Source organism: Citrobacter sp. Ce006, from assembly GCF_030336535.1.
GTDB classification, from domain to species: Bacteria; Pseudomonadota; Gammaproteobacteria; order Enterobacterales; family Enterobacteriaceae; genus Citrobacter; species Citrobacter europaeus.
The window spans coordinates 67149-88082 of record NZ_JAOWDO010000067.1; the positions used below are offsets into that span (position 1 = coordinate 67149).

20 protein-coding genes are annotated in these 20934 nt (G+C 52.0%); 15 read left to right on the forward strand and 5 right to left on the reverse strand.

Annotation, left to right across the window (positions count from 1 at the left end; genetic code table 11):
- Nucleotides 1-78: 78 nt before the first annotated feature.
- From astC to ves, 7 genes are all read left to right on the forward strand, one after another.
- The gene (astC, locus tag OGV94_RS09390; RefSeq protein WP_075146056.1) at nt 79-1299 is read left to right on the forward strand and encodes a succinylornithine/acetylornithine transaminase; all 1221 of its coding nucleotides are present in this window, start codon (nt 79-81) and stop codon (nt 1297-1299) included.
- On the forward strand, nt 1296-2330 hold the full coding sequence (astA, locus tag OGV94_RS09395; RefSeq protein ID WP_043016613.1) for an arginine N-succinyltransferase: 1035 nt from the start codon (nt 1296-1298) through the stop codon (nt 2328-2330). Before astC ends, astA begins: the two co-directional genes overlap by 4 nt.
- Nucleotides 2327-3805: a succinylglutamate-semialdehyde dehydrogenase gene (gene astD / locus OGV94_RS09400; protein ID WP_075146057.1), complete on the forward strand. Its 1479-nt coding sequence runs from the start codon at nt 2327-2329 to the stop codon at nt 3803-3805. The genes astA and astD overlap by 4 nt, the downstream gene beginning before the upstream one ends.
- Nucleotides 3802-5145 carry an N-succinylarginine dihydrolase gene (gene astB, locus OGV94_RS09405; protein ID WP_075146058.1) on the forward strand — a complete coding sequence of 448 codons (1344 nt, stop codon included), beginning with the start codon at nt 3802-3804 and terminating at the stop codon, nt 5143-5145. Before astD ends, astB begins: the two co-directional genes overlap by 4 nt.
- Entirely contained in the window at nt 5138-6103 is a 966-nt protein-coding gene (astE, locus tag OGV94_RS09410; RefSeq protein ID WP_075146059.1) for a succinylglutamate desuccinylase, read from the forward strand. Before astB ends, astE begins: the two co-directional genes overlap by 8 nt.
- 348 nt (nt 6104-6451) lie before the next feature.
- Nucleotides 6452-6937, forward strand: coding sequence for an ATP-independent periplasmic protein-refolding chaperone Spy (spy, locus tag OGV94_RS09415; RefSeq protein ID WP_003030629.1), 486 nt, complete (start codon nt 6452-6454; stop codon nt 6935-6937).
- A gap of 347 nt (nt 6938-7284) precedes the next feature.
- Nucleotides 7285-7860, forward strand: coding sequence for an environmental stress-induced protein Ves (gene ves / locus OGV94_RS09420; protein ID WP_003030626.1), 576 nt, complete (start codon nt 7285-7287; stop codon nt 7858-7860).
- On the opposite strand, the gene cho is transcribed toward ves, so the two are convergent.
- The gene (gene cho / locus OGV94_RS09425) at nt 7820-8707 is read right to left on the reverse strand and encodes an excinuclease Cho (RefSeq protein WP_075146060.1); all 888 of its coding nucleotides are present in this window, start codon (nt 8705-8707) and stop codon (nt 7820-7822) included. The two genes, ves and cho, sit on opposite strands and share 41 nt — an antisense overlap.
- Before the next feature lie 132 nt (nt 8708-8839).
- Nucleotides 8840-9670 (reverse strand): NAD(+) synthase, encoded by an 831-nt coding sequence (nadE, locus tag OGV94_RS09430; protein ID WP_075146061.1) that lies wholly within the window; start codon nt 9668-9670, stop codon nt 8840-8842.
- Between the two features lie 335 nt (nt 9671-10005).
- Here nadE and osmE point away from each other — a divergent pair, with 335 nt between their 5' ends.
- From osmE to chbG, 7 genes are all read left to right on the forward strand, one after another.
- Nucleotides 10006-10347: an osmotically-inducible lipoprotein OsmE gene (osmE, locus tag OGV94_RS09435; protein ID WP_003030621.1), complete on the forward strand. Its 342-nt coding sequence runs from the start codon at nt 10006-10008 to the stop codon at nt 10345-10347.
- A gap of 298 nt (nt 10348-10645) precedes the next feature.
- Nucleotides 10646-10966, forward strand: a complete 321-nt coding sequence (gene chbB / locus OGV94_RS09440; protein WP_003030620.1) for a PTS N,N'-diacetylchitobiose transporter subunit IIB — start codon at nt 10646-10648, stop codon at nt 10964-10966.
- 87 nt (nt 10967-11053) lie between these two features.
- A complete protein-coding gene (gene chbC, locus OGV94_RS09445) occupies nt 11054-12412 on the forward strand; it encodes a PTS N,N'-diacetylchitobiose transporter subunit IIC (protein WP_003030619.1) in 1359 nt (452 codons plus the stop codon).
- Between the two features lie 54 nt (nt 12413-12466).
- Nucleotides 12467-12814, forward strand: a complete 348-nt coding sequence (chbA, locus tag OGV94_RS09450) for a PTS N,N'-diacetylchitobiose transporter subunit IIA (RefSeq protein WP_003030618.1) — start codon at nt 12467-12469, stop codon at nt 12812-12814.
- A 10-nt stretch (nt 12815-12824) separates the two neighbouring features.
- Nucleotides 12825-13667 (forward strand): transcriptional regulator ChbR, encoded by an 843-nt coding sequence (gene chbR / locus OGV94_RS09455; RefSeq protein ID WP_087050652.1) that lies wholly within the window; start codon nt 12825-12827, stop codon nt 13665-13667.
- 124 nt (nt 13668-13791) lie between these two features.
- Nucleotides 13792-15147 (forward strand): 6-phospho-beta-glucosidase, encoded by a 1356-nt coding sequence (locus tag OGV94_RS09460; protein WP_043016604.1) that lies wholly within the window; start codon nt 13792-13794, stop codon nt 15145-15147.
- Nucleotides 15148-15159: 12 nt separating this feature from the next.
- Nucleotides 15160-15918 carry a chitin disaccharide deacetylase gene (chbG, locus tag OGV94_RS09465; protein ID WP_043016603.1) on the forward strand — a complete coding sequence of 253 codons (759 nt, stop codon included), beginning with the start codon at nt 15160-15162 and terminating at the stop codon, nt 15916-15918.
- Nucleotides 15919-15954: 36 nt separating this feature from the next.
- Here chbG and katE read toward each other — a convergent pair whose 3' ends face one another.
- Complete coding sequence (gene katE / locus OGV94_RS09470) at nt 15955-18213, reverse strand: catalase HPII (protein WP_075146062.1); 2259 nt, start codon at nt 18211-18213, stop codon at nt 15955-15957.
- A gap of 192 nt (nt 18214-18405) precedes the next feature.
- Between katE and cedA the strand changes: the two genes are divergently transcribed.
- Entirely contained in the window at nt 18406-18669 is a 264-nt protein-coding gene (gene cedA / locus OGV94_RS09475; RefSeq protein ID WP_072025560.1) for a cell division activator CedA, read from the forward strand.
- A gap of 63 nt (nt 18670-18732) precedes the next feature.
- Here cedA and tcyP read toward each other — a convergent pair whose 3' ends face one another.
- Both tcyP and OGV94_RS09485 read right to left on the reverse strand, forming a co-directional pair.
- Nucleotides 18733-20124 (reverse strand): cystine/sulfocysteine:cation symporter, encoded by a 1392-nt coding sequence (tcyP, locus tag OGV94_RS09480; RefSeq protein ID WP_043016601.1) that lies wholly within the window; start codon nt 20122-20124, stop codon nt 18733-18735.
- Between the two features lie 135 nt (nt 20125-20259).
- A complete protein-coding gene (locus tag OGV94_RS09485; protein WP_087050648.1) occupies nt 20260-20859 on the reverse strand; it encodes a metal-dependent hydrolase in 600 nt (199 codons plus the stop codon).
- Between the last annotated feature and the right edge of the window lie 75 nt (nt 20860-20934).

Sequence of the window (20934 nt, forward strand, 5' to 3'; positions counted from 1 at the left end):
CCCTGCAATCTACATTTACACCGCAAATACTATATTTATTAACATACAGATAACTTTTTATTTACCGTTGAGGTCGCTATGTCTCTGTCAATTACGCGTGAAAATTTTGATGAATGGATGATGCCCGTATACGCTCCGGCCCCTTTTATTCCGGTGCGTGGTGAAGGTTCACGTCTGTGGGACCAGCAGGGCAAAGAGTATATCGATTTCGCGGGAGGCATTGCGGTTAACGCGCTGGGTCACGCCCATCCGGCATTGCGCGATGCATTAAACGACCAGGCGAGCAAATTCTGGCATACGGGAAATGGCTACACCAACGAGCCGGTGCTGCGTCTGGCGAAAAAGTTAATTGACGCCACCTTCGCCGAGCGCATTTTCTTCTGTAACTCTGGCGCAGAGGCCAATGAAGCGGCACTAAAACTGGCGCGTAAATATGCTCACGATCGTTTTGGCAGCCAGAAGAGTGGCATTGTAGCGTTTAAAAATGCTTTCCATGGCCGCACGCTCTTTACCGTCAGCGCCGGAGGACAGCCTGCCTATTCACAGGATTTCGCACCGCTGCCGCCGGATATCCGTCATGCCGTATACAACGATCTCGACTCTGCCAGCCAACTGATTGATGACACCACCTGCGCGGTTATCGTGGAGCCGGTGCAGGGTGAAGGCGGCGTGGTGCCGGCAACGAATGCCTTTTTACAGGGGCTGCGTGAATTATGCGATCGCCATAATGCACTGCTGATATTTGATGAAGTTCAGACCGGCGTTGGCCGTACCGGAGAACTGTATGCCTATATGCACTATGGCGTTACGCCGGATCTACTGACGACAGCAAAAGCGTTGGGCGGTGGCTTTCCCATCGGCGCACTGCTGGCGACAGAGCATTGTGCCAGCGTGATGACGGTCGGTACGCACGGTACAACGTACGGCGGAAACCCGCTGGCCACGGCGGTGGCGGGCAAACTGCTGGAAATTGTTAACACGCCGGAAGTGCTCAACGGAGTGAAACAGCGCCACGACTGGTTTGTGGAGCGTATTAACGCCATTAACGAACCTTTTGGACTGTTTAGTGAAATTCGTGGACTCGGACTGCTGATCGGCTGCGTGCTGAACGCGGAATTTGCCGGGAAAGCGAAACTTATCTCGCAAGAAGCGGCCGTTGCCGGGGTGATGGTACTGATTGCTGGTGCTAACGTGGTGCGTTTTGCCCCTGCGTTAAACGTCAGTGAAGAAGAAGTCGCCACCGGGCTGGATCGCTTTGCGCTGGCCTGCGAACGCATTAAAGCAGGAGGTTCATCATGATGGTGATTCGTCCCATTGAACGCGCGGATATCACTGCGTTGATGCAGCTTGCCAGTAAGACCGGCGGCGGATTGACTTCGCTACCGGCGAATGAAGCTACGCTAATGGCGCGTATCGAACGTTCGCTACAAACCTGGCGCGGTGAGTTGCCAAAAAGTGAGCAAGGATATGTGTTTGTGCTGGAAGACAGCGCCAGCGGAACCGTGGCGGGGATTTGCGCCATCGAGGTGGCGGTGGGGCTTAACGACCCCTGGTACAACTACCGGGTCGGTACTCTGGTGCACGCGTCGAAAGAGCTGAACGTATACAACGCGCTGCCGACGCTGTTTCTGAGTAACGATCATACGGGCAGTAGCGAACTTTGCACTCTGTTTCTCGATCCGGACTGGCGTAAAGAGGGCAACGGTTATTTGCTGTCGAAGTCGCGTTTTATGTTTATGGCGGCCTTTCGCGATCGATTCAATGAGAAAGTCGTGGCCGAGATGCGCGGCGTGATCGATGAGCATGGCTACTCTCCGTTCTGGCAAAGCCTCGGCAAACGATTTTTCTCGATGGAGTTTAGCCGGGCGGATTTTCTCTGCGGAACCGGGCAAAAAGCATTCATTGCTGAACTGATGCCTAAGCATCCGATTTATACCCATTTCTTGTCTGATGAAGCGCAAAGCGTGATTGGTCAGGTACATCCGCAAACGGCTCCTGCTCGGGCAGTGCTGGAGAAAGAAGGGTTTCGCTACCGTAACTATGTCGATATTTTCGACGGCGGGCCGACCCTGGAATGTGATATTGACCGGGTGCGGGCTATCCGTAAAAGCCGACTGGTGGAGGTGGCTGAAGGGCAGCCTGCGCCGGGCGATTATCCAGCTTGTCTGGTTGCCAATGAAAATTATCAAAACTTCCGCGTCATGTTGGTTCGTGCCGACCCGGATACTCAGCGTCTGGTACTGACGGCGGCGCAACTGGACGCCCTGAAATGCCATGCGGGCGACCATGTACGTTTTGTGCGTCTTTGTGCAGAGGAGAAAACAGCATGACATTATGGATAAACGGCGACTGGGTGACCGGGCAGGGTGAGCGTCGGGTGAAAACCAATCCGGTAAGCGGTGATGCGCTGTGGCAGGGCAATGATGCCGATGCAACTCAGGTAGCACAGGCGTGTCGGGCCGCGCGCGCAGCCTTTACCGGTTGGGCTAAACAGCCCTTTAGCGCCCGTCAGACTATTGTTGAAAAGTTTGCTTCATTGCTGGAAAGCAATAAAGCCGAGCTGACCCAGATTATCGCCCGGGAAACCGGCAAACCTCATTGGGAAGCCGCGACTGAACTGACGGCGATGATCAATAAAATTGCCATCTCCGTGAAAGCTTATCATGCCCGTACCGGAGAGCAGCACAGCGAGTTACCGGATGGCGCGGCAACGTTGCGCCATCGCCCGCACGGCGTACTGGCGGTATTTGGCCCGTATAACTTCCCCGGCCATTTACCCAATGGTCATATTGTTCCGGCACTGCTGGCAGGCAATACGTTGATTTTCAAACCCAGCGAGCTGACGCCGTGGACCGGCGAAGCCGTGACAAAGCTGTGGGAGCTGGCGGGATTGCCGCCGGGCGTGCTGAACCTGGTGCAGGGCGGACGCGAAACGGGGCAGGCGCTGAGCGCGCAGGAAGATCTTGATGGTCTGCTGTTTACCGGCAGTGCCAATACCGGTTATCAACTGCATCGACAGCTATCCGGCCAGCCGGAAAAAATCCTTGCCCTGGAAATGGGGGGCAACAACCCGCTGATTATTGAGAATCCGCAAGATATTGATGCCGCGGTGCATCTGACGATTCAATCCGCGTTTGTTACCGCCGGACAGCGTTGTACCTGCGCCCGCCGCCTGTTAGTTAAAAAAGGCGCGCAGGGGGATGCGTTCCTGGCGCGTCTGGTGGAGGTCAGCCAGCGTTTAATGCCCGGCAACTGGGATGCACAACCGCAGCCGTTTCTTGGCGGACTGATTTCCGAACAGGCTGCGCAGCACGTCTATGATGCCTGGCAGCGCCTGGAGTCGTTGGGTGGCCGTACGCTGCTGGCGCCACATCTGGTGAAAGCCGGAACGTCACTGCTGACCCCTGGTATTATCGAACTGACCGGGGCAGGAAACGTACCTGATGAAGAGGTTTTTGGTCCGCTGCTCGGCGTCTGGCGTTATGACAGCTTTGATGATGCGATTCGTATGGCGAACAACACCCGTTTTGGGCTGTCATGCGGCCTGGTGTCACCCGATCGCAGCCAGTTTGACCAATTGCTGCTGGAGGCGCGGGCTGGGATCGTCAACTGGAATAAGCCGTTAACTGGCGCGGCGAGCACAGCGCCGTTTGGCGGGGTTGGCGCGTCCGGGAACCATCGCGCGAGCGCGTGGTATGCCGCAGATTATTGCGCCTGGCCGATGGCAAGTCTGGAATCACCTGCCTTAACGCTGCCAACGGCGCTTAGCCCCGGACTGGATTTTTCTCGCGAGGATAAGCTATGAAAGCCCGTGAGGTAAATTTTGATGGTCTGGTGGGACTGACCCACCATTATGCGGGGCTGTCATTTGGTAATGAGGCCTCAACCAAACATCGTTTTCAGGTGTCGAACCCGCGTCTGGCGGCGAAACAGGGTCTGCTAAAGATGAAAGCGCTGGCGGATGCGGGATTTCCCCAGGCGGTGATCCCTCCCCACGAACGGCCTTATATTCCGGTATTGCGTCAGTTGGGGTTTCACGGCAGTGACGAACAGGTGCTGGAGAAGGTGGCGCGTCAGGCGCCTCACTGGCTTTCCTGCGCCAGCTCCGCATCGCCTATGTGGGTGGCGAACGCGGCAACGGTCTGCCCTTCGGCAGATTCGCTGGACGGGAAAGTACATCTGACAGTGGCGAATCTGAATAATAAGTTCCACCGTTCGCTGGAAGCGCCAACTACCGAAGCATTGTTACGGGCAATTTTCCGTGATGAGAATAGCTTTGCGGTCCACGGCGCGTTGCCTCAGGTTGCGCTTTTCGGTGATGAAGGGGCGGCAAACCATAACCGCCTCGGTGGAGATTACGGTGACCCTGGCGTACAGCTATTCGTTTACGGTCGTGAAGAAGGGAATGCCTCCCAGCCGAAGCGCTATCCGGCGAGGCAATCCCGTGAGGCCAGCGAAGCGGTCGCACGACTGAATCAGGTTAACCCGCATCAGCGCATTTTTGCCCAGCAAAACCCGGACGTCATCGATCTCGGCGTGTTTCATAACGATGTGATTGCGGTATCGAATCGTCAGGTGCTGTTTTGTCATCAACAGGCATTTGTCAGACAGCAGGCGTTGTTAGAGCAGTTACGCAGCCAGGTGGCTGGATTTACTCCGCTGGAAGTTCCGGCTGCGGAAGTGTCGGTGCAGGATGCGGTCACTACCTATCTGTTTAACAGTCAGTTACTCAGCCGGGATGACGGTTCGATGATGTTGGTCCTGCCGCAGGAATGTCGGGAGCATGCGGGCGTGTGGCGGTATTTGAACCGTCTGCTTGAGGAAGACAATCCGATCGATGACCTGCGGGTATTCGACCTGCGCGAAAGTATGTCCAACGGCGGCGGTCCGGCATGTTTGCGCCTGAGAGTGGTGCTTACCCCACAAGAGCTGCAGGTGGTGAACCCAGCGGTTATCATGAACGACACGCTGTTTAACACGTTGAATAACTGGGTTGACCGTTACTACCGCGATCGTCTTACCGCCGCGGATCTTGCCGACCCGCAGCTGTTGCGCGAGGGGCGTGAAGCGCTGGATACGCTGACGCAATTGCTCAATCTCGGCTCTGTGTATCCTTTCCAGCAGGAGAGGACCAGTCATGGATAATTTTCTGACCCAAACGCTTAACGGGAAAATCCCCGAGCAAATCCAGGGCACAGCACATGGTTTTACCTGGCAGTGGGTGGGGCGCGGGATTCTGGAACTGACGCCGAATGCACCCGTTGAACAGTCTCTGGTGCTGTCTGCGGGGATCCATGGCAATGAAACGGCCCCGGTAGAGATTCTCGAATCATTGCTTTCCAGGCTGTTTAGCGGCGAGCTGGCACTGACATGGCGGCTGCTGGTGATTCTGGGAAACCCGCAGGCGCTGGCAGCGGGAAAACGTTATTGCCATAGTGACCTTAACCGGATGTTTGGCGGTCGTTGGCAGATTTTTGCCGCGAGTGAAGAAACGCACCGCGCCCACGAGCTTGAGCTGTGTCTGGAAGATTTCTATTCGCGGGCAAAAGAGCCAGTACGCTGGCATCTGGATCTGCACACCGCGATCCGCGGGTCACAGCATCTGCGCTTTGGCGTGTTGCCACAACGCAACGTTGCCTGGGACGAAGATTTTCTGGGATGGCTGGGTGATGCAGGGCTGGAGGCGCTGGTTTTCCATCAGACACCTGGCGGCACGTTTACCCATTTTAGCGCCGAACATTTTGGCGCGCTGGCCTGTACGCTGGAGCTGGGTAAAGCGCTACCGTTTGGACAAAACGATCTGGCCCAGTTTTCGCAGACGTCAGATGCGCTGGCGAAGCTGCTGCGGGGCGAGCGAATGGTTTGCGGAGAAACATCCCCGCTGCGTTACCGCGTGGTGTCGCAAATTACGCGGCGTAGTGATGATTTCATTCTCCATATGGATAACCAGACGCTCAACTTTACCCCTTTTAAAGAGGGGACTTTGCTTGCGCAGGACGGGGATGAACGTTTTATCGTCACCCATGATGTTGAATACGTTCTCTTTCCGAACCCTAACGTGGCCTGTGGCTTACGTGCCGGATTGATGCTGGAAAAATTGTGACGAATATATTTGCCCTGCAGGTTTATCCTTAAGGGCATATTTTGCGTGCTGTTTTTATTTATTACAGATTATTCCTGGTGAATTGCTTTCTTAATAATCAGGGTTCAGGTATAGTTCTTCATAATCCCTTCAAAATCATCCTGTTGTAATTTTTCATTGCAACTCTGCGCAATTAATTCTTTTTTTCTCCATAATTGATGAAAGTTTGTTTTTTACACTTTCACTGTTTTACCGTTGCTCTGATTAATTGACGCTTAAGCCGGTAAAGTTAATCTCGTCAACACGACATCACATTGCATAAGAGTCGCATGAGTGTCGTAAAAATAACTGAAAGAAAGGATAGAAATTATGCGTAAACTGACTGCTCTGTTTGTTGCCTCTACCCTGGCGCTGGGCGCTGCTAACCTGGCACACGCCGCTGACACGACAACAGCTGCGCCAGCGGATGCCAAACCGATGATGCACCACAACGGCAAATTCGCCCCGCATCATGACATGATGTTCAAAGACCTGAACCTGACCGACGCACAGAAACAGCAGATTCGCGAAATCATGAAAGGTCAGCGCGATCAGATGAAACGTCCACCGCTGGAAGAGCGCCGCGCAATGCACGACATCATTGCCAGCGATAGCTTCGATAAAGCAAAAGCAGAAGCGCAAATTGCGAAGATGGAAGAACAGCGCAAAGCCAATATGCTGGCGCATATGGAAACCCAGAATAAGATTTACAACATCCTGACGCCGGAACAGAAAAAGCAGTTTAATGCCAATTTTGAGAAGCGTCTGACAGAACGTGCAGCGCAGAAAGGTAAAATGCCGCAAGCTGCTGAGTAATCGTTCAGCGTCTACACTAAATCATTCACGCTGTGTGTGCTGATTGCCGCGCAGTGTGAAACCAAACTCAAGACCGCCGCTCTTGTCCACAACACGTTTAACGAGGTGGGCAGGATCGGCGGTTTTTTCTTTACCGCCTCTTGCACCGCGCTTGTGACGCGTTATTCTCCTGAAGCCCGCGAAAATTCCACCTGGAAGGCGCTAATTTTTTTGCAAAACACCGGGTTCATCGCTAAGGCAAATCAACTCTGCTGCCGATAACAATAATCTGCAGGGTGAACAAAACAATGATGATTTATGGCTGCCTGTTATGGCGGGCTGCCGTGCTGCGCCTTTCTGGAGGGATGATGGAATACTTTGATATCCGCAAAATGCCGGTCAATCTGTGGCGAAATGGTGCGGGAGAAACGCGTGAAATTTGCTGTTTTCCACCAGCAACACGAGATTTTCACTGGCGGGCGAGTATCGCCTCCATCGCAGCAAACGGTGAGTTTTCTCTTTTTCCCGGTGTAGAACGCGTGATTACCCTGCTGGAAGGCGGAGAAGTGACCCTGGAAGAGTCGAACACCTTCACGCATACCCTGAAACAGCATCAGCCTTTTACCTTTGCCGGTGACAAGGTGGTAAAAGCGAAGCTGACGGAAGGGCAGATGTCGATGGATTTTAATATCATGACCCGACGGGATGTCTGCCAGGCGAAAGTCAGGGTGGCCGATCGCACCTTTACGACCTTTGGTTCGCGCGGCGGTGTGGTGTTCGTTATCAGCGGCGCCTGGCAACTGGGCGATAAGCTGTTGACGGCCGATCAGGGTGCAAGCTGGCACGACGGTAAACACACATTACGACTGCTGGAGCGTGAGGGGAAACTGCTGTTTAGTGAGATTAACTGGATGCCGGGGCATTCTCCGGACGCAGTTCAATAATGTCATATTGACCAGACAGAACAGGCCGGCAGAGAATTTTATAGCCATCATGGTCAAAGCCGGCCGGCATACGCGCCAGTGTTGCCGCTTCATCCAGCGTAGAAACGGCCCCCAGCCACAGCCAGTTATTGATGATATGGTACTGCGTCATTTCAGCGCGCGTTTCCTGCAGCGCAATGGCATTGCTCCATGGCCAGCAGATCACGCGCACTCTTTCCAGTGCTTCTACCAGACGCAAATGATGCGCTTCAGGGCTTTCCTTCCCACAGCAGGCTCCGGCACAGCGTTTAAGCGCGGAGCGAAAACAGGCGCGCCCGCGACTCAGGGGTTCCAGACCCAACAGGCCGTAGCACAGCTTTTGTTCATCGGCGAGACTTTGCAGCGTCTGTAGCGCCGCGCGGCGATTAGCAAACAGACCAAACAGATTGGGGGCGTGGGAGAAATCAATATCTCGTGCGTAGACAACCTGAACAGTCCGCTCGGTAAGCTGCAAGGCACAAAGTTGACGATTGCGTCGCAGTCGTTTGTTAAACAACGGCTGCTGTTCTTTGATAAGCCGTGCTTCCAGCAGCAGGGCGCCAATTTCTCCGGCCGTACAAATCCAGCTAATGCGTTTGGCCTGACGTAGCATGGCCGCTTCATCTGCGGTACGTAAATGCGCCAGCACGCGGCTGCGAATATTGACGCTTTTACCAATATAAAGCGGCATGGTGTCGCTATCACTGTGAAACAGATAGACGCCGGGCGCGGTGGGAAGCTCACTCAAAAATGGGCGCAGGTGTTCGGGATATTCATAGATTGCCGCTGCCTCAAATGACAGGCGAGGGGCTGATTGACGCTGTACCACTGTTCACTCCGGATGCTGGTTATTCATCCAGTGTAGCAGCTTGAAGGCGATTAAAAAAGCGGCATGAGGTCAGCAGGCTAATGCCGGATTTCGTCAATACTGGCGCTATCCGGCATTATGAAGAGAAAAGGGTTACGCTTTTTTCCAGAAATCATCAAACACGGTGATCGGTGGACGGCGTTTGTGCTCAGTTTTTACGTACCAGCCTTCAATCTTTTTCGCGACGTCGGCAGCCAGTGCTTTTCCTTCCAGATAATCGTCGATGTTGTCGTAGGTGACGCCCAAAGCGGCTTCATCTGGCAGAGAAGGACGATCGTCTTCAAGATCGGCGGTTGGCGCTTTCTTATATAAATGCTCCGGGCAGCCCAGCGCCGCAAGCAACTGTTTACCCTGGCGTTTGTTCAGACGGAATAGAGGGTTAATGTCGGTGCCGCCATCGCCGTATTTAGTGAAAAATCCGGTGATGGCTTCCGCTGCATGATCGGTACCCACGACAACGCCGCTGGTCATGCCGGCGATGCTGTATTGTGCCTTCATGCGCTCACGGGCTTTTTCATTGCCACGCACAAAATCGCTCAGCTCAATACCCGCCTCACGCAGGGCCTGCTCGCTGGCCAGCACCGCGCCCTTGATATTAACAGTGAGCACGCGGTCCGGTTGAATGAAGGCGATGGCGTCCTGACAGTCCTGTTCATCAGCCTGAACGCCATACGGTAGGCGCACGGCAATAAACTGCAACGCGTCATTCCCCGTTTCGTTGCGAAGCTCGGATATCGCCATTTGACACAGTTTTCCAGCGAGCGTCGAGTCTTGTCCGCCGCTAATTCCCAACACCAGCGATTTCAGAAAGGGGTAGGCCTGCAGATAGGATTTCAGGAAATCCACGCTGCGGCGAATTTCTTCTTCTGCATTGATGTGCGGTTTTGCGCCAAGCGCCTGAATTATCTCTTGCTGCAGAGTCATTTAACCCCCTCCTAAAATAAAAATGATCAAAAAAATGATGTGTTAAAGCTAACGCGTTGAGGCCCAAACGACAAGGGATCCGAGCCTGATATCGCAGTATTTTGTTTTAATATACCCGTCATACTTCAAGTTGCATGTGCGTTGGCTGCGCTCGTTCTCCCCGGTCACTTACTTTAGTAAGCTCCTGGGGATTCACTCCCTTGCCGCCTTCCTGCAACTCGAATTATTTAGGCTATAGAATTTTCCGAAACTACCTAAGTATCATCTGATTGCTTGAAAAATGCGTTGTTGTGCTCCAGGCTTATATAACACGCTGAAATAAAAGAGGACGGAATATGAACAAGAATCTAACAGGAATTCTGAGCGCAGCGGCTGTTTTGACTATGCTGGCAGGGTGTACGGCCTACGACCGTACCAAAGACCAATTTGTTCAGCCCGTGGTGAAAGATGTGAAGAAAGGGATGAGCCGGGCGCAGGTGGCGCAGATCGCCGGTAAACCTTCTTCTGAAGTCAGTATGATTCATGCACGTGGGACATGCCAGACCTACATCCTGGGTCAACGAGATGGTAAAGCTGAAACCTATTTTGTTGCTCTGGACGACACCGGACACGTGATTAACTCTGGTTATCAGACCTGTGCAGAGTACGACACCGACCCGCAGGCGGCGAAGAAGTAACAACTGTTTATTGCCTGAGCACACAGAAGAGCCGGCCATCGCGCCGGTTTTTTTGTGCCACACGATCTTATTTATTGCCGCGAATTATTTGCCCGAAATGTGAGGGGGGTCATAACGACAGGTCAAGGAGAGACAATTTAGTTGGTCAAGGAAATACCATCCATCGGTGCAATCCCGTATACTCATTTCAGCCACCTAAAAAAGTAATTTAGCTGACGCAAGTTACCCAGAGCATGGATGCAGGTTATGGCTTGCGGAGTGTCTGGTTGACAGATAATCGCATATGAGGATCGTTTTAATGGAAAAGAAACACATTTATCTGTTTTGTTCTGCGGGCATGTCGACTTCATTGTTGGTTTCGAAGATGCGTGCTCAGGCCGAAAAATACGAAGTACCGGTTATTATTGAAGCGTTTCCTGAGACGCTGGCCGGAGAAAAAGGTCCTGCGGCCGATGTCGTATTATTAGGTCCACAAATTGCTTATATGTTGCCCGAAATTCAGCGCTTGTTACCCAACAAGCCTGTGGAAGTGATTGACTCGCTGCTGTATGGCAAAGTCGATGGTTTAGGCGTGCTTAAGGCTGCAGTTGCAGCAATTAAAAAAGCCGCAGCAAATTAATTATTTTATTTTAATTTTTCCCGTCAAAGAGTTATTTCATTAACATTCACCGTAATTATCAATTGCGGTATTTAAGGGTATTTTTCTATGAGTAACGCTATTGCTTCACTTGAAAAGGTACTCCTTCCTTTTGCTGTAAAAATTGGAAAGCAGCCACACGTTAATGCAATCAAAAACGGCTTTATTCGTTTAATGCCGTTAACCCTCGCAGGGGCCATGTTTGTATTAATCAATAACGTTTTCCTGAGCTTTGGGGAGGGGTCGTTTTTTTATTCAATGGGTATTCGACTTGATGCCTCAACTATTGAAACGCTGAATAGTTTGAAAGGCATTGGTGGAAACGTCTATAACGGTACGCTGGGTATCATGTCCTTGATGGCGCCGTTCTTTATTGGCATGGCGCTGGCGGAAGAACGCAAAGTCGACTCACTGGCAGCCGGGCTGTTATCCGTCGCCGCGTTTATGACCGTAACGCCATATAGCGTGGGTGAAGCCTATGCCGTTGGCGCAAACTGGCTCGGCGGTGCCAATATTATTTCCGGTATTATTATCGGCCTCGCGGTCGCGGAAATGTTTACCTTTGTGGTCCGTCGCAATTGGGTTATTAAATTACCTGATAGCGTACCGACATCCGTATCGCGTTCTTTCTCTGCACTGATTCCTGGCTTCCTTATCCTCTCCATTATGGGGATCATCGCCTGGGCGTTGAACACCTGGGGTACGAACTTCCACCAGATCATCATGGATTCCATTTCAACTCCGCTGGCGTCATTGGGCAGCGTGGTGGGCTGGGCCTACGTGATTTTTGTTCCACTGCTGTGGTTCTTCGGTATTCACGGTTCTCTGGCGCTGACCGCGCTGGACAGCGGAATCATGACGCCATGGGCGCTGGAAAACATCTCCATCTACCAACAGTTTGGTTCCGTAGACGCAGCGCTGGAAGCCGGTAAGACGTTCCACGTCTGGGCGAAACCGATGCTCGACTCCTACATCTTCCTTGGAGGGAGCGGGGCAACGCTGGGTCTGATTATCGCTATCTTCCTGGCATCGCGTCGTCCTGACTATCGTCAGGTTGCTAAACTGGCGCTGCCATCAGGTCTGTTCCAGATTAACGAACCTATCCTGTTCGGTCTGCCGATCATCATGAACCCAGTGATGTTTATCCCATTCATTCTGGTTCAGCCGATTCTGGCGGCGATTACGCTGGCAGCTTATTACTCAGGCATTATTCCACCGATTACCAACATTGCACCGTGGACTATGCCAACCGGTTTGGGCGCGTTCTTTAACACCAACGGTAGCGTCGCTGCTCTGCTGGTCGCGCTGTTCAACCTCGGTATTGCAACGCTGGTTTACCTGCCATTCGTGGTGGTAGCCAATAAAGCGCAGAACGTTATTGATCAAGAAGAAAGCGAAGAAGATATCGCTAACGCATTGAAATTCTAAATTTAATCCGGCATGGCTTCACTGTCATGCCGGACTGAACCAGAGGAAAAAAGTATGTTGGATATCGAAAACATCGTCGACACCCAGTCAGAAGCAGAAGAACTTGAAGAAGTGGTGATGGGCCTTATTATCAATTCTGGTCAGGCACGTAGCCTGGCGTACGGCGCGCTCAAAATGGCCAAGCAAGGTGATTTCGAGTCGGCTAAGGCCATGATGGACCAGTCTCGCCTGGCGCTGAACGAAGCGCACCTCGTGCAAACGAAACTGATTGAAGGCGATCAGGGCGAAGGTAAAATGAAAGTTAGTCTGGTGCTGGTCCACGCGCAGGACCACCTGATGACATCAATGCTGGCGCGTGAGCTGGTGACTGAACTGATTGAGCTTCACGAAAAGCTGAAATAGCGAGGAGTGCATAATGCAGCTACAGATTAACGCACCGGAAATCAAGACCGTCTATGAGCAGCAGCTATTTAATGGCAAAAATTTCCATGTGTTCATCTATAACAAAACTGAGAGCATCAGCGGGCTGCATCAGCATGACTACTATGAATTCACCCTGGTGTTAACCGGGCGCTATTATCAGGAAATCAACGGCAAACGCGTACTGCTCGAACGTGGAGACTTTGTCTTTATCCCGTTAGGATCGCACCACCAAAGTTTTTATGATTTTGGTGCAACAAGGATCCTTAACGTCGGCATCAGTAAACGTTTTTTTGAACAGCACTATCACCCGCTGCTGCCATTTTGTTTTGTTGCATCGCAGGTCTATCACGCGAATAACGCGTTTCTTACCTATATTGAAACGGTTATTGCATCACTGAACTTTCGTGAGAGCGGACTCGATGAATTTGTAGAAGTGGTCACCTTCTATATTATTAATCGGTTACGCCATCATCGCGAAGAGCAGGTGTTGGATGATATTCCTCAGTGGCTCAAAATAACCGTCGAGACCATGCACGACAAACGGCAGTTTAGCGAGAATGCGCTGGAAAATATGGTACACCTGTCCGCGAAATCCCAGGAGTATCTGACCCGCGCGACCCAGCGTTATTACAGCAAAACGCCGATGCAGATCATCAATGAAATCCGCATTAACTTTGCTAAAAAACAGCTGGAAATGACTAATTATTCTGTAACGGATATTGCTTATGAGTCTGGCTACAGTAGTCCAAGCCTGTTTATTAAAACGTTTAAAAAGCTGACGTCATTTACACCTAATAGCTATCGTAAGAAATTAACTGAATTTAATCAGTAGATATTATTTGCCAATAACCCATTTTTTATAGCTTGCCCAAAATAGCGTCGGGACAGCCACGCTATACCTGACAAACGGGTTGAGCATAATACACGTCAGTGTTTTGACACTGAAGGGAGAAATTATGAGCCAGAAATTAAAAGTCGTCACTATCGGTGGCGGGAGCAGCTACACCCCTGAGTTACTTGAAGGCTTTATTAAGCGCTATCATGAATTACCGGTTTCTGAGTTGTGGCTGGTTGATGTCGACGGTGGAAAAGAGAAACTGGACATTATTTTTGACCTTTGCCAGCGAATGATCGACAAAGCGGGTGTGCCGATGAAATTGTTTAAAACACTGGACCGCCGTGAAGCGCTGAAAGATGCTGATTTCGTTACTACCCAGCTGCGCGTAGGGCAACTAAAAGCCCGTGAAAAGGATGAGCGCATTCCACTGAGTCACGGTTATCTGGGGCAGGAAACTAACGGCGCTGGTGGGCTGTTCAAAGGTTTGCGTACCATTCCGGTTATCTTTGATATTGTGAAAGATGTGGAAGAACTGTGCCCGAATGCGTGGGTGATTAACTTTACTAACCCGGCCGGGATGGTGACTGAAGCGGTCTATCGTCATACGAATTTCAAAAAATTCATCGGCGTGTGTAATATTCCTGTCGGCATGAAAATGTTCATTAGCGATGTGCTGGCGCTTAACGAGAGCGACGACTTATCCATCGATCTGTTTGGTCTCAACCATATGGTCTTTATTAAAGACGTACTGGTGAACGGTACATCACGCTTTGATGAACTGTTGGACGGCGTAGCTTCGGGCCAGTTGAAAGCCTCTACCGTGAAGAACATCTTTGACCTGCCGTTTAGTGAAGGACTGATTCGTTCGCTGAAACTGCTGCCGTGCTCTTATTTGCTCTACTACTTCAAGCCAAAAGAGATGCTGGCGATTGAAATGGGTGAATACTATAAGGGCGGCGCGCGCGCTCAGGTGGTACAGAAAGTGGAGAAACAACTGTTTGATCTCTACAAAAACCCGGATCTGAACGTGAAGCCGAAAGAACTGGAGCAGCGCGGTGGAGCCTATTACTCCGATGCGGCCTGCGAAGTGATCAACGCCATCTACAACGACAAACAGACCGAGCACTATGTCAACGTTCCGCACCATGGGCATGTTGATAATATCCCTGCGGACTGGGCGGTAGAGATGACCTGCACGCTGGGACGTAACGGGGCTACGCCGCATCCACGGATTACCCATTTTGATGAGAAAGTGCTCGGCCTTATCTATACCATTAAAGGCTTCGAGGTCGCGGCGAGCAATGCGGCATTGAGCGGCGAGCTGAATGATGTGCTGCTGGCATTGAACCTGAGTCCGCTGGTGCACTCCGACAGCGATGCCGAGATCCTGGCGCGTGAGCTGATTCTGGCGCATGAAAAATGGCTGCCAAACTTTGCCGGGTGTATTGAAAAACTCAAAAGCGAACAACACTAACTGAGGTCGGCTATGGAACGCGTACTGATTGTAAATGCGGATGATTTTGGCCTGAGTAAAGGACAAAACTACGGCATTGTTGAAGCCTGCCGCAATGGCGTTGTCACCTCGACGACGGCACTGGTTAACGGCGCGGCAATTGACCATGCGGTACAGCTGAGTCGCGACATACCGGAACTTGCCGTCGGCATGCATTTTGTTCTGACGCTGGGCATGCCGTTGACGGCAATGCCTGGTCTTACTCGTGACGGATTACTGGGGAAATGGATCTGGCAGATGGCTGAAGAAGACATCTTACCGCTGGATGAAATTTCTCAGGAGCTGGCCGCGCAGTATCAGCGTTTTATTGACCTGTTCGGGCGGGAGCCGACGCATCTGGATAGCCATCACCACGTGCATATGTTCCCACAGATTTTCCCTATAGTGGCCGGGTTCGCTGCCCAAAAAGGGATTGCGTTACGGATCGATCGTCAGGCGGTATTCCAGGCGTCTGACTTTCCACAGACGTTACGGACTTCCCAGGGATTCAGCAGTGAGTTTTACGGCGAGGCGATTTCTGAAGCTCTGTTTTTGCAAACGCTTGACGCGTCAGCAGACCGGGGAGAGTCCTCGCTGGAAGTGATGTGTCACCCGGCCTTTATCGATGACATTATTCGTCAAAGTGCCTACTGTTACCCCCGCTTAACTGAGCTCGACGTGCTGACGTCTTCGTCACTGAAATATGCTATTGCGGAGCGCGGTTATCGTCTTGGCAGTTTTCTGAACGTGTAATTCCTGAGTTTGCGGCGCTTAATGCGCCGCATTTTTTTAGGCAGGAATCGTGTCTATTTTTCCGGCGCGTGACCAGACGCGGTGCGCGGTCATCAGCGTCAGCAGGGTATCCATAAACTGTGCGTTTGCACTGTCCGCTTCAACCACGCCTTCCTCTCCTTCATTTTTGATATTCAACGTTGCTTTAAACTGACGAGCATCGCCAGCCAGGGCGATAGGTTTTAAGTGTTTATACGCTTCGAGTAAGTAATATCGGGCATCACCGTTCGTAACGATATCCGCGAGATTGCCACACGGAACGATAACCGCATCGACCGTCAGGGATGGCGAACCCGCAAAAGTACCGGCGATCGTCAGGGCAGAACCATCATCGGCAACCACATTACCCATTCGGGAATAGAGCAATTTGGCATGTACACCTTTAGCCTGTAGGGCTTGCATGATGGCGAGCAGGTCGCTCGATTTCACCTGGTCATTCAGTAGGATGGCGACCACACGGCCCTTAATCTCTCCTTGCGAACCCGCATATAAACTGAGTGACGGTGCATTTTTCAAACCGTTGACGTTGGGCGGCGGCGCAATGTTGGTCTGTTCCTTGGTTAGCTCAAAACCGAGATTATCGGCAACCGCTTTGGCGAGTGACGTATCAATATGAGCTAACTGTTCGACCACTCTTTCACGAATATAGGGGCGCGTAACTTTACTGAGTTCAAAACTGAATCCACCGATAATATGCTGCTGTTCAATTGGCGTCTGACTTAGCCAGAACAGGCGAGGCTGCGCATAGTATTCGCCAAAAGAGGGGCTGCGTTCGCGGATTTTGTTTCCTTCAATACGTTCCTGATACGACTCGAATCCACCGCGTTTTGGTCCCGGCGGCGTTTCGCGCGGCCAGTTATCATTGATAGAGTTCGGTTCATAGTTGGCAGGATTGGTATCGATGTCCATACGATGCATGCCGTCACGCTGGAAATTATGGTACGGACAGGTTGGGCGATTGATCGGGATTTCATGGAAGTTTGGCCCGCCAAGGCGACTGATTTGGGTATCGGTATAGGAGAACAAGCGGCCCTGCAGCAGGGGATCGTTGGTAAAGTCGATGCCGGGGACGATGTGTCCGGGATGAAACGCGACTTGCTCATTTTCAGCAAAGAAATTATCCGGGTTGCGGTTCAGCACCATTTTACCGACGCGTTGCACCGGAACCAGCTCTTCCGGGATCAGCTTGGTCGGATCGAGCAGGTCAAAATCGAACTTAAATTCGTCTTCTTCGGGAATCAACTGTAGCCCCAGTTCATATTCCGGATAATCGCCCGCTTCAATAGCTTCCCACAGATCGCGACGATGAAAATCGGGATCCCGACCGGTAAGTTTTTGCGCTTCATCCCATACCAGCGACGCTTTGCCTGCCAGCGGTTTCCAGTGGAATCGGACAAAGGTGGCTTTCCCTTGCGCATTGATTAACCGGAATGTGTGGATGCCAAAGCCTTCCATCGTGCGATAGCTGCGTGGGATACCCCGGTCGGACATTGCCCACATGACGTTGTGCAACGTTTCCGGCTGTAATGAGACATAATCCCAAAAGGTATCATGTGCGCTTTGTCCCTGCGGGATAGCCCAATGCGGCTCCGGTTTAACCGCATGGACGAAATCCGGGAATTTATGGGCATCCTGAATAAAGAAGACAGGCGTGTTGTTTCCCACCAGATCGAAAATGCCCTCTTCAGTGTAAAACTTGGTCGCAAACCCCCGAATATCTCTGACTGTATCCGCGGAGCCTGCGCCGCCCTGAACCGTAGAAAAACGCACAAAAACCGGTGTGATTTTATTTTCATCACTCAGAAAGTCCGCTTTCGTCGTTGCGCTGAGGCTGGCATAGGGCTGAAAGTAACCGTGAGCGGCAGAACCTCGGGCATGTACGATCCGCTCAGGGATGCGTTCGTGATCAAAGTGGGTGATTTTTTCCCGCAGGATGAAGTCTTCCAGCAGGGTAGGCCCACGGTTTCCGGCGCGCAGAGAGTTTTGATCGTCCGCAATGCGCACGCCCTGATTGGTGGTCAGGGCAAAATCCTCGCTTCCTTTGCGAAAACTCTCCAGCGCGTTGAGTTTGTCACTTGTGACGTCAGGCGCTTTTAAGCTGCCGGACGTAGTGGGCTGCATGCCTGGTGGCGTAGGTTCAGGCGCTGGCCGATGTGAACCGTCTGCTGGCGCCAGTGAGTCAAGTCCTGGCTGGGATTCGCTGGCATCATGAACCGGCGCTGAGTGATGGAGTGGGTGCTTATCATTCTGTGACATTAAACTCTTCTCCTGCTTTCATCGCTTAAAGGGTCGTTGTTGCCGTCAAAAGCTTTAACTATAGACCACTCACTCAGTGGCGCAGGAACAGACCGATGGTGTAAAGCGCGATGAACCAGGCAAACAGCGCACGCAAGGCAGGACGTCAGTAGGCAAAATCGGCTAAGATAGCAGTTTTCTGATTTTTAGAATTTGTCTTTAGTGAAGCAACTGATTATGAAACCTCTTCGCCAACAAAATCGTCCGGTTATCAGCTATGTTCCTCGCGTGGAGCCTGCCCCACCAGAGCATGCGGTTAAAATGGATGCGTTTCGTGACGTATGGATACTGCGCGGAAAATATGTCGCTTTTGTCTTAATGGGGGAGGCGTTTCAACGTTCGCCTGCATTTACGGTCCCGGAATCAGCGCAACGCTGGGCTAATCAGGTTCGTCAGGAAAATGAACTGAGCGATTAATGGATATAAAAAAACCGCCGGAGCATGACACTCCGGCGGTTTTTTGTTTTTCAACTAACCGGCTTAGCGATGCGCCAGTTCGGCGTTATCGTCGCTGTCCAGAATCGTTTTATCGGTCTGCTTCAGCCATTGACTGGTCAGCGTACCGGCAGTCATAGACCCGCTTACGTTCAGCGCGGTACGACCCATATCGATCAGCGGTTCAACGGAGATCAGCAGCGCAACCAGCGTGACCGGCAGACCCATAGCAGGCAGGACGATCAGCGCGGCAAACGTTGCTCCGCCACCGACACCCGCAACGCCTGCGGAACTCACGGTCACGATACCGACCAGCGTGGCAATCCACATTGGGTCCAGCGGGTTGATTCCGACGGTCGGCGCGACCATTACTGCCAGCATTGCCGGGTACAGGCCCGCACAACCGTTCTGGCCAATCGTGGCGCCAAAAGAGGCGGCGAAAGAGGCGATAGATTCAGGCACGCCCAGACGACGGGTTTGCGCTTCAACGTTCAACGGAATTGAGGCTGCGCTGGAACGGCTGGTGAAGGCGAAAGTCAGTACCGGCCACACCTTACGGAAGTATTTCAGCGGGCTAACGCCGTTAATACCCAGCAGGATCCCGTGAACCACGAACATGATGCCCAGACCGAGATAAGAGGCCACGACAAAGCTACCCAGCTTGATGATGTCCTGCAGGTTGGAGCCTGCAACCACTTTGGTCATCAGCGCCAGAACGCCGTACGGAGTCAATTGCATCACCAGACGAACCAGCTTCATCACCCAGCTTTGCAGGGTATCGATAGCGACCAGAACGCGCTCGCCTTTTGGTGCATCATCTTTCAGCAGCTTCAGCGCGGCAACACCCAGGAATGCAGCGAAGATAACCACGCTGATAATCGACGTCGGGTTAGCACCAGTCAGGTCGGCAAACGGGTTTTTCGGGATAAAGGATAACACCAGTTGCGGAACGCTGAGGTCAGCCACTTTGCCAACGTAGTTGGTTTCAATCGCATTCAGGCGTGCAGTTTCGGCGCCACCTTGAACCAGACCTTCGGCGGTCAGGCCGAACAGGTTGGTCACCAGAACCCCTACCAGCGCGGCAATCAGCGTGGTAAACAGCAGGGTGCCGATGGTCAGGAAGCTGATTTTACCTAACTGAGAGGCGTTGTGCAGACGTGCGACGGCGCTGAGAATAGACGCAAACACCAGCGGCATGACAATCATCTGCAGCAGTTGGACATAACCGTTGCCGACAATGTTGAACCACTGTACGGAATCTTTAAGAACCTGGCTGTCGGAGCCATAAATGGTGTGCAGGGCGAGGCCAAACACGACACCCATGACCAGACCGACCAGTACTTTTTTTGCCAGACTCCACTGTTTGTGACGGGCTTGCGCCAGCAGCAACAGCAGCACTACGAACACGATAATGTTCGCGATTAATGGAAAGTTCATCCCCGTTCTCCTGATCTTATTATGCGTATCACCGTTTAAAGGTGATTCTGTTGGCGCAAGATTAGCAGAACTGTGACTTGCCTCTTATATTCAAATGGAATTGTTTATGCCAAAAATGACTTTTTGGCTGATTAATTAGTCAACCTGGTGCGTTATAAAACGATTAAACTGCATTTGCAGCGTATTTATCATCTGTGATGACCAGCGCACCGCACTGTTCTCTTGTACGGTCTGCGGCATCCAGATTGCCCACGCGAACAGCGCCATGCACAGAAACCGCTCCAGTTGATTACCTTTCTGCGGCACGAGGATCGGCAGACGAAAACGCCAGCGGCATGGCCAAAGCAGAGGAACGCCCGCCGGGGTTAGCATATCGGCCAGTATATGGCTGAGATAACCAAGAACCATACCTTGTAAGGCATCTGCCGGTATTATCCACGTGTCCGGGACTTTCAGGTAAAACGTGGCCAGCAGGGCAAAGACTGCCAGCAGGCTATGCGTAAACCCGCGATGACCAAATGCCCGGGCAATGGGTTTTGATATCCACTTCAGACGCTGCCCCAGCAGGGATTTGGGATGATCGATATCCGGCAGCAGGCACGTTAAAATGGCTGAAGGAACAATATGCCACCAGTCACCCTGCGCAAGAACGGGCGTTAGCTCGGCATTCTTGGCAAATACCGCACAGGCAATAGAAAAAAGAAGGTGACCTTCCGCCGTCATGATAAAACCCAATAAACTGTCGATTCATACAGTATAGGGGTTTTATACAGTAGGCGGAAGAGGTGACGTTGTAACCCTTTGTCACAA

Coding starts and splice junctions, on each gene's coding strand:
- ves (WP_003030626.1), top strand. CDS start 7,285: ATGGAATACTTTGATATCCGCAAAATGCCGGTCAATCTGTGGCGAAAT.
- astC (WP_075146056.1), top strand. CDS start 79: ATGTCTCTGTCAATTACGCGTGAAAATTTTGATGAATGGATGATGCCC.
- astA (WP_043016613.1), top strand. CDS start 1,296: ATGATGGTGATTCGTCCCATTGAACGCGCGGATATCACTGCGTTGATG.
- chbB (WP_003030620.1), top strand. CDS start 10,646: ATGGAAAAGAAACACATTTATCTGTTTTGTTCTGCGGGCATGTCGACT.
- OGV94_RS09460 (WP_043016604.1), top strand. CDS start 13,792: ATGAGCCAGAAATTAAAAGTCGTCACTATCGGTGGCGGGAGCAGCTAC.
- astE (WP_075146059.1), top strand. CDS start 5,138: ATGGATAATTTTCTGACCCAAACGCTTAACGGGAAAATCCCCGAGCAA.
- tcyP (WP_043016601.1), bottom strand. CDS start 20,124: ATGAACTTTCCATTAATCGCGAACATTATCGTGTTCGTAGTGCTGCTG.
- nadE (WP_075146061.1), bottom strand. CDS start 9,670: ATGACTCTGCAGCAAGAGATAATTCAGGCGCTTGGCGCAAAACCGCAC.
- astD (WP_075146057.1), top strand. CDS start 2,327: ATGACATTATGGATAAACGGCGACTGGGTGACCGGGCAGGGTGAGCGT.
- osmE (WP_003030621.1), top strand. CDS start 10,006: ATGAACAAGAATCTAACAGGAATTCTGAGCGCAGCGGCTGTTTTGACT.
- astB (WP_075146058.1), top strand. CDS start 3,802: ATGAAAGCCCGTGAGGTAAATTTTGATGGTCTGGTGGGACTGACCCAC.
- spy (WP_003030629.1), top strand. CDS start 6,452: ATGCGTAAACTGACTGCTCTGTTTGTTGCCTCTACCCTGGCGCTGGGC.
- chbC (WP_003030619.1), top strand. CDS start 11,054: ATGAGTAACGCTATTGCTTCACTTGAAAAGGTACTCCTTCCTTTTGCT.
- chbA (WP_003030618.1), top strand. CDS start 12,467: ATGTTGGATATCGAAAACATCGTCGACACCCAGTCAGAAGCAGAAGAA.
- katE (WP_075146062.1), bottom strand. CDS start 18,213: ATGTCACAGAATGATAAGCACCCACTCCATCACTCAGCGCCGGTTCAT.
- chbG (WP_043016603.1), top strand. CDS start 15,160: ATGGAACGCGTACTGATTGTAAATGCGGATGATTTTGGCCTGAGTAAA.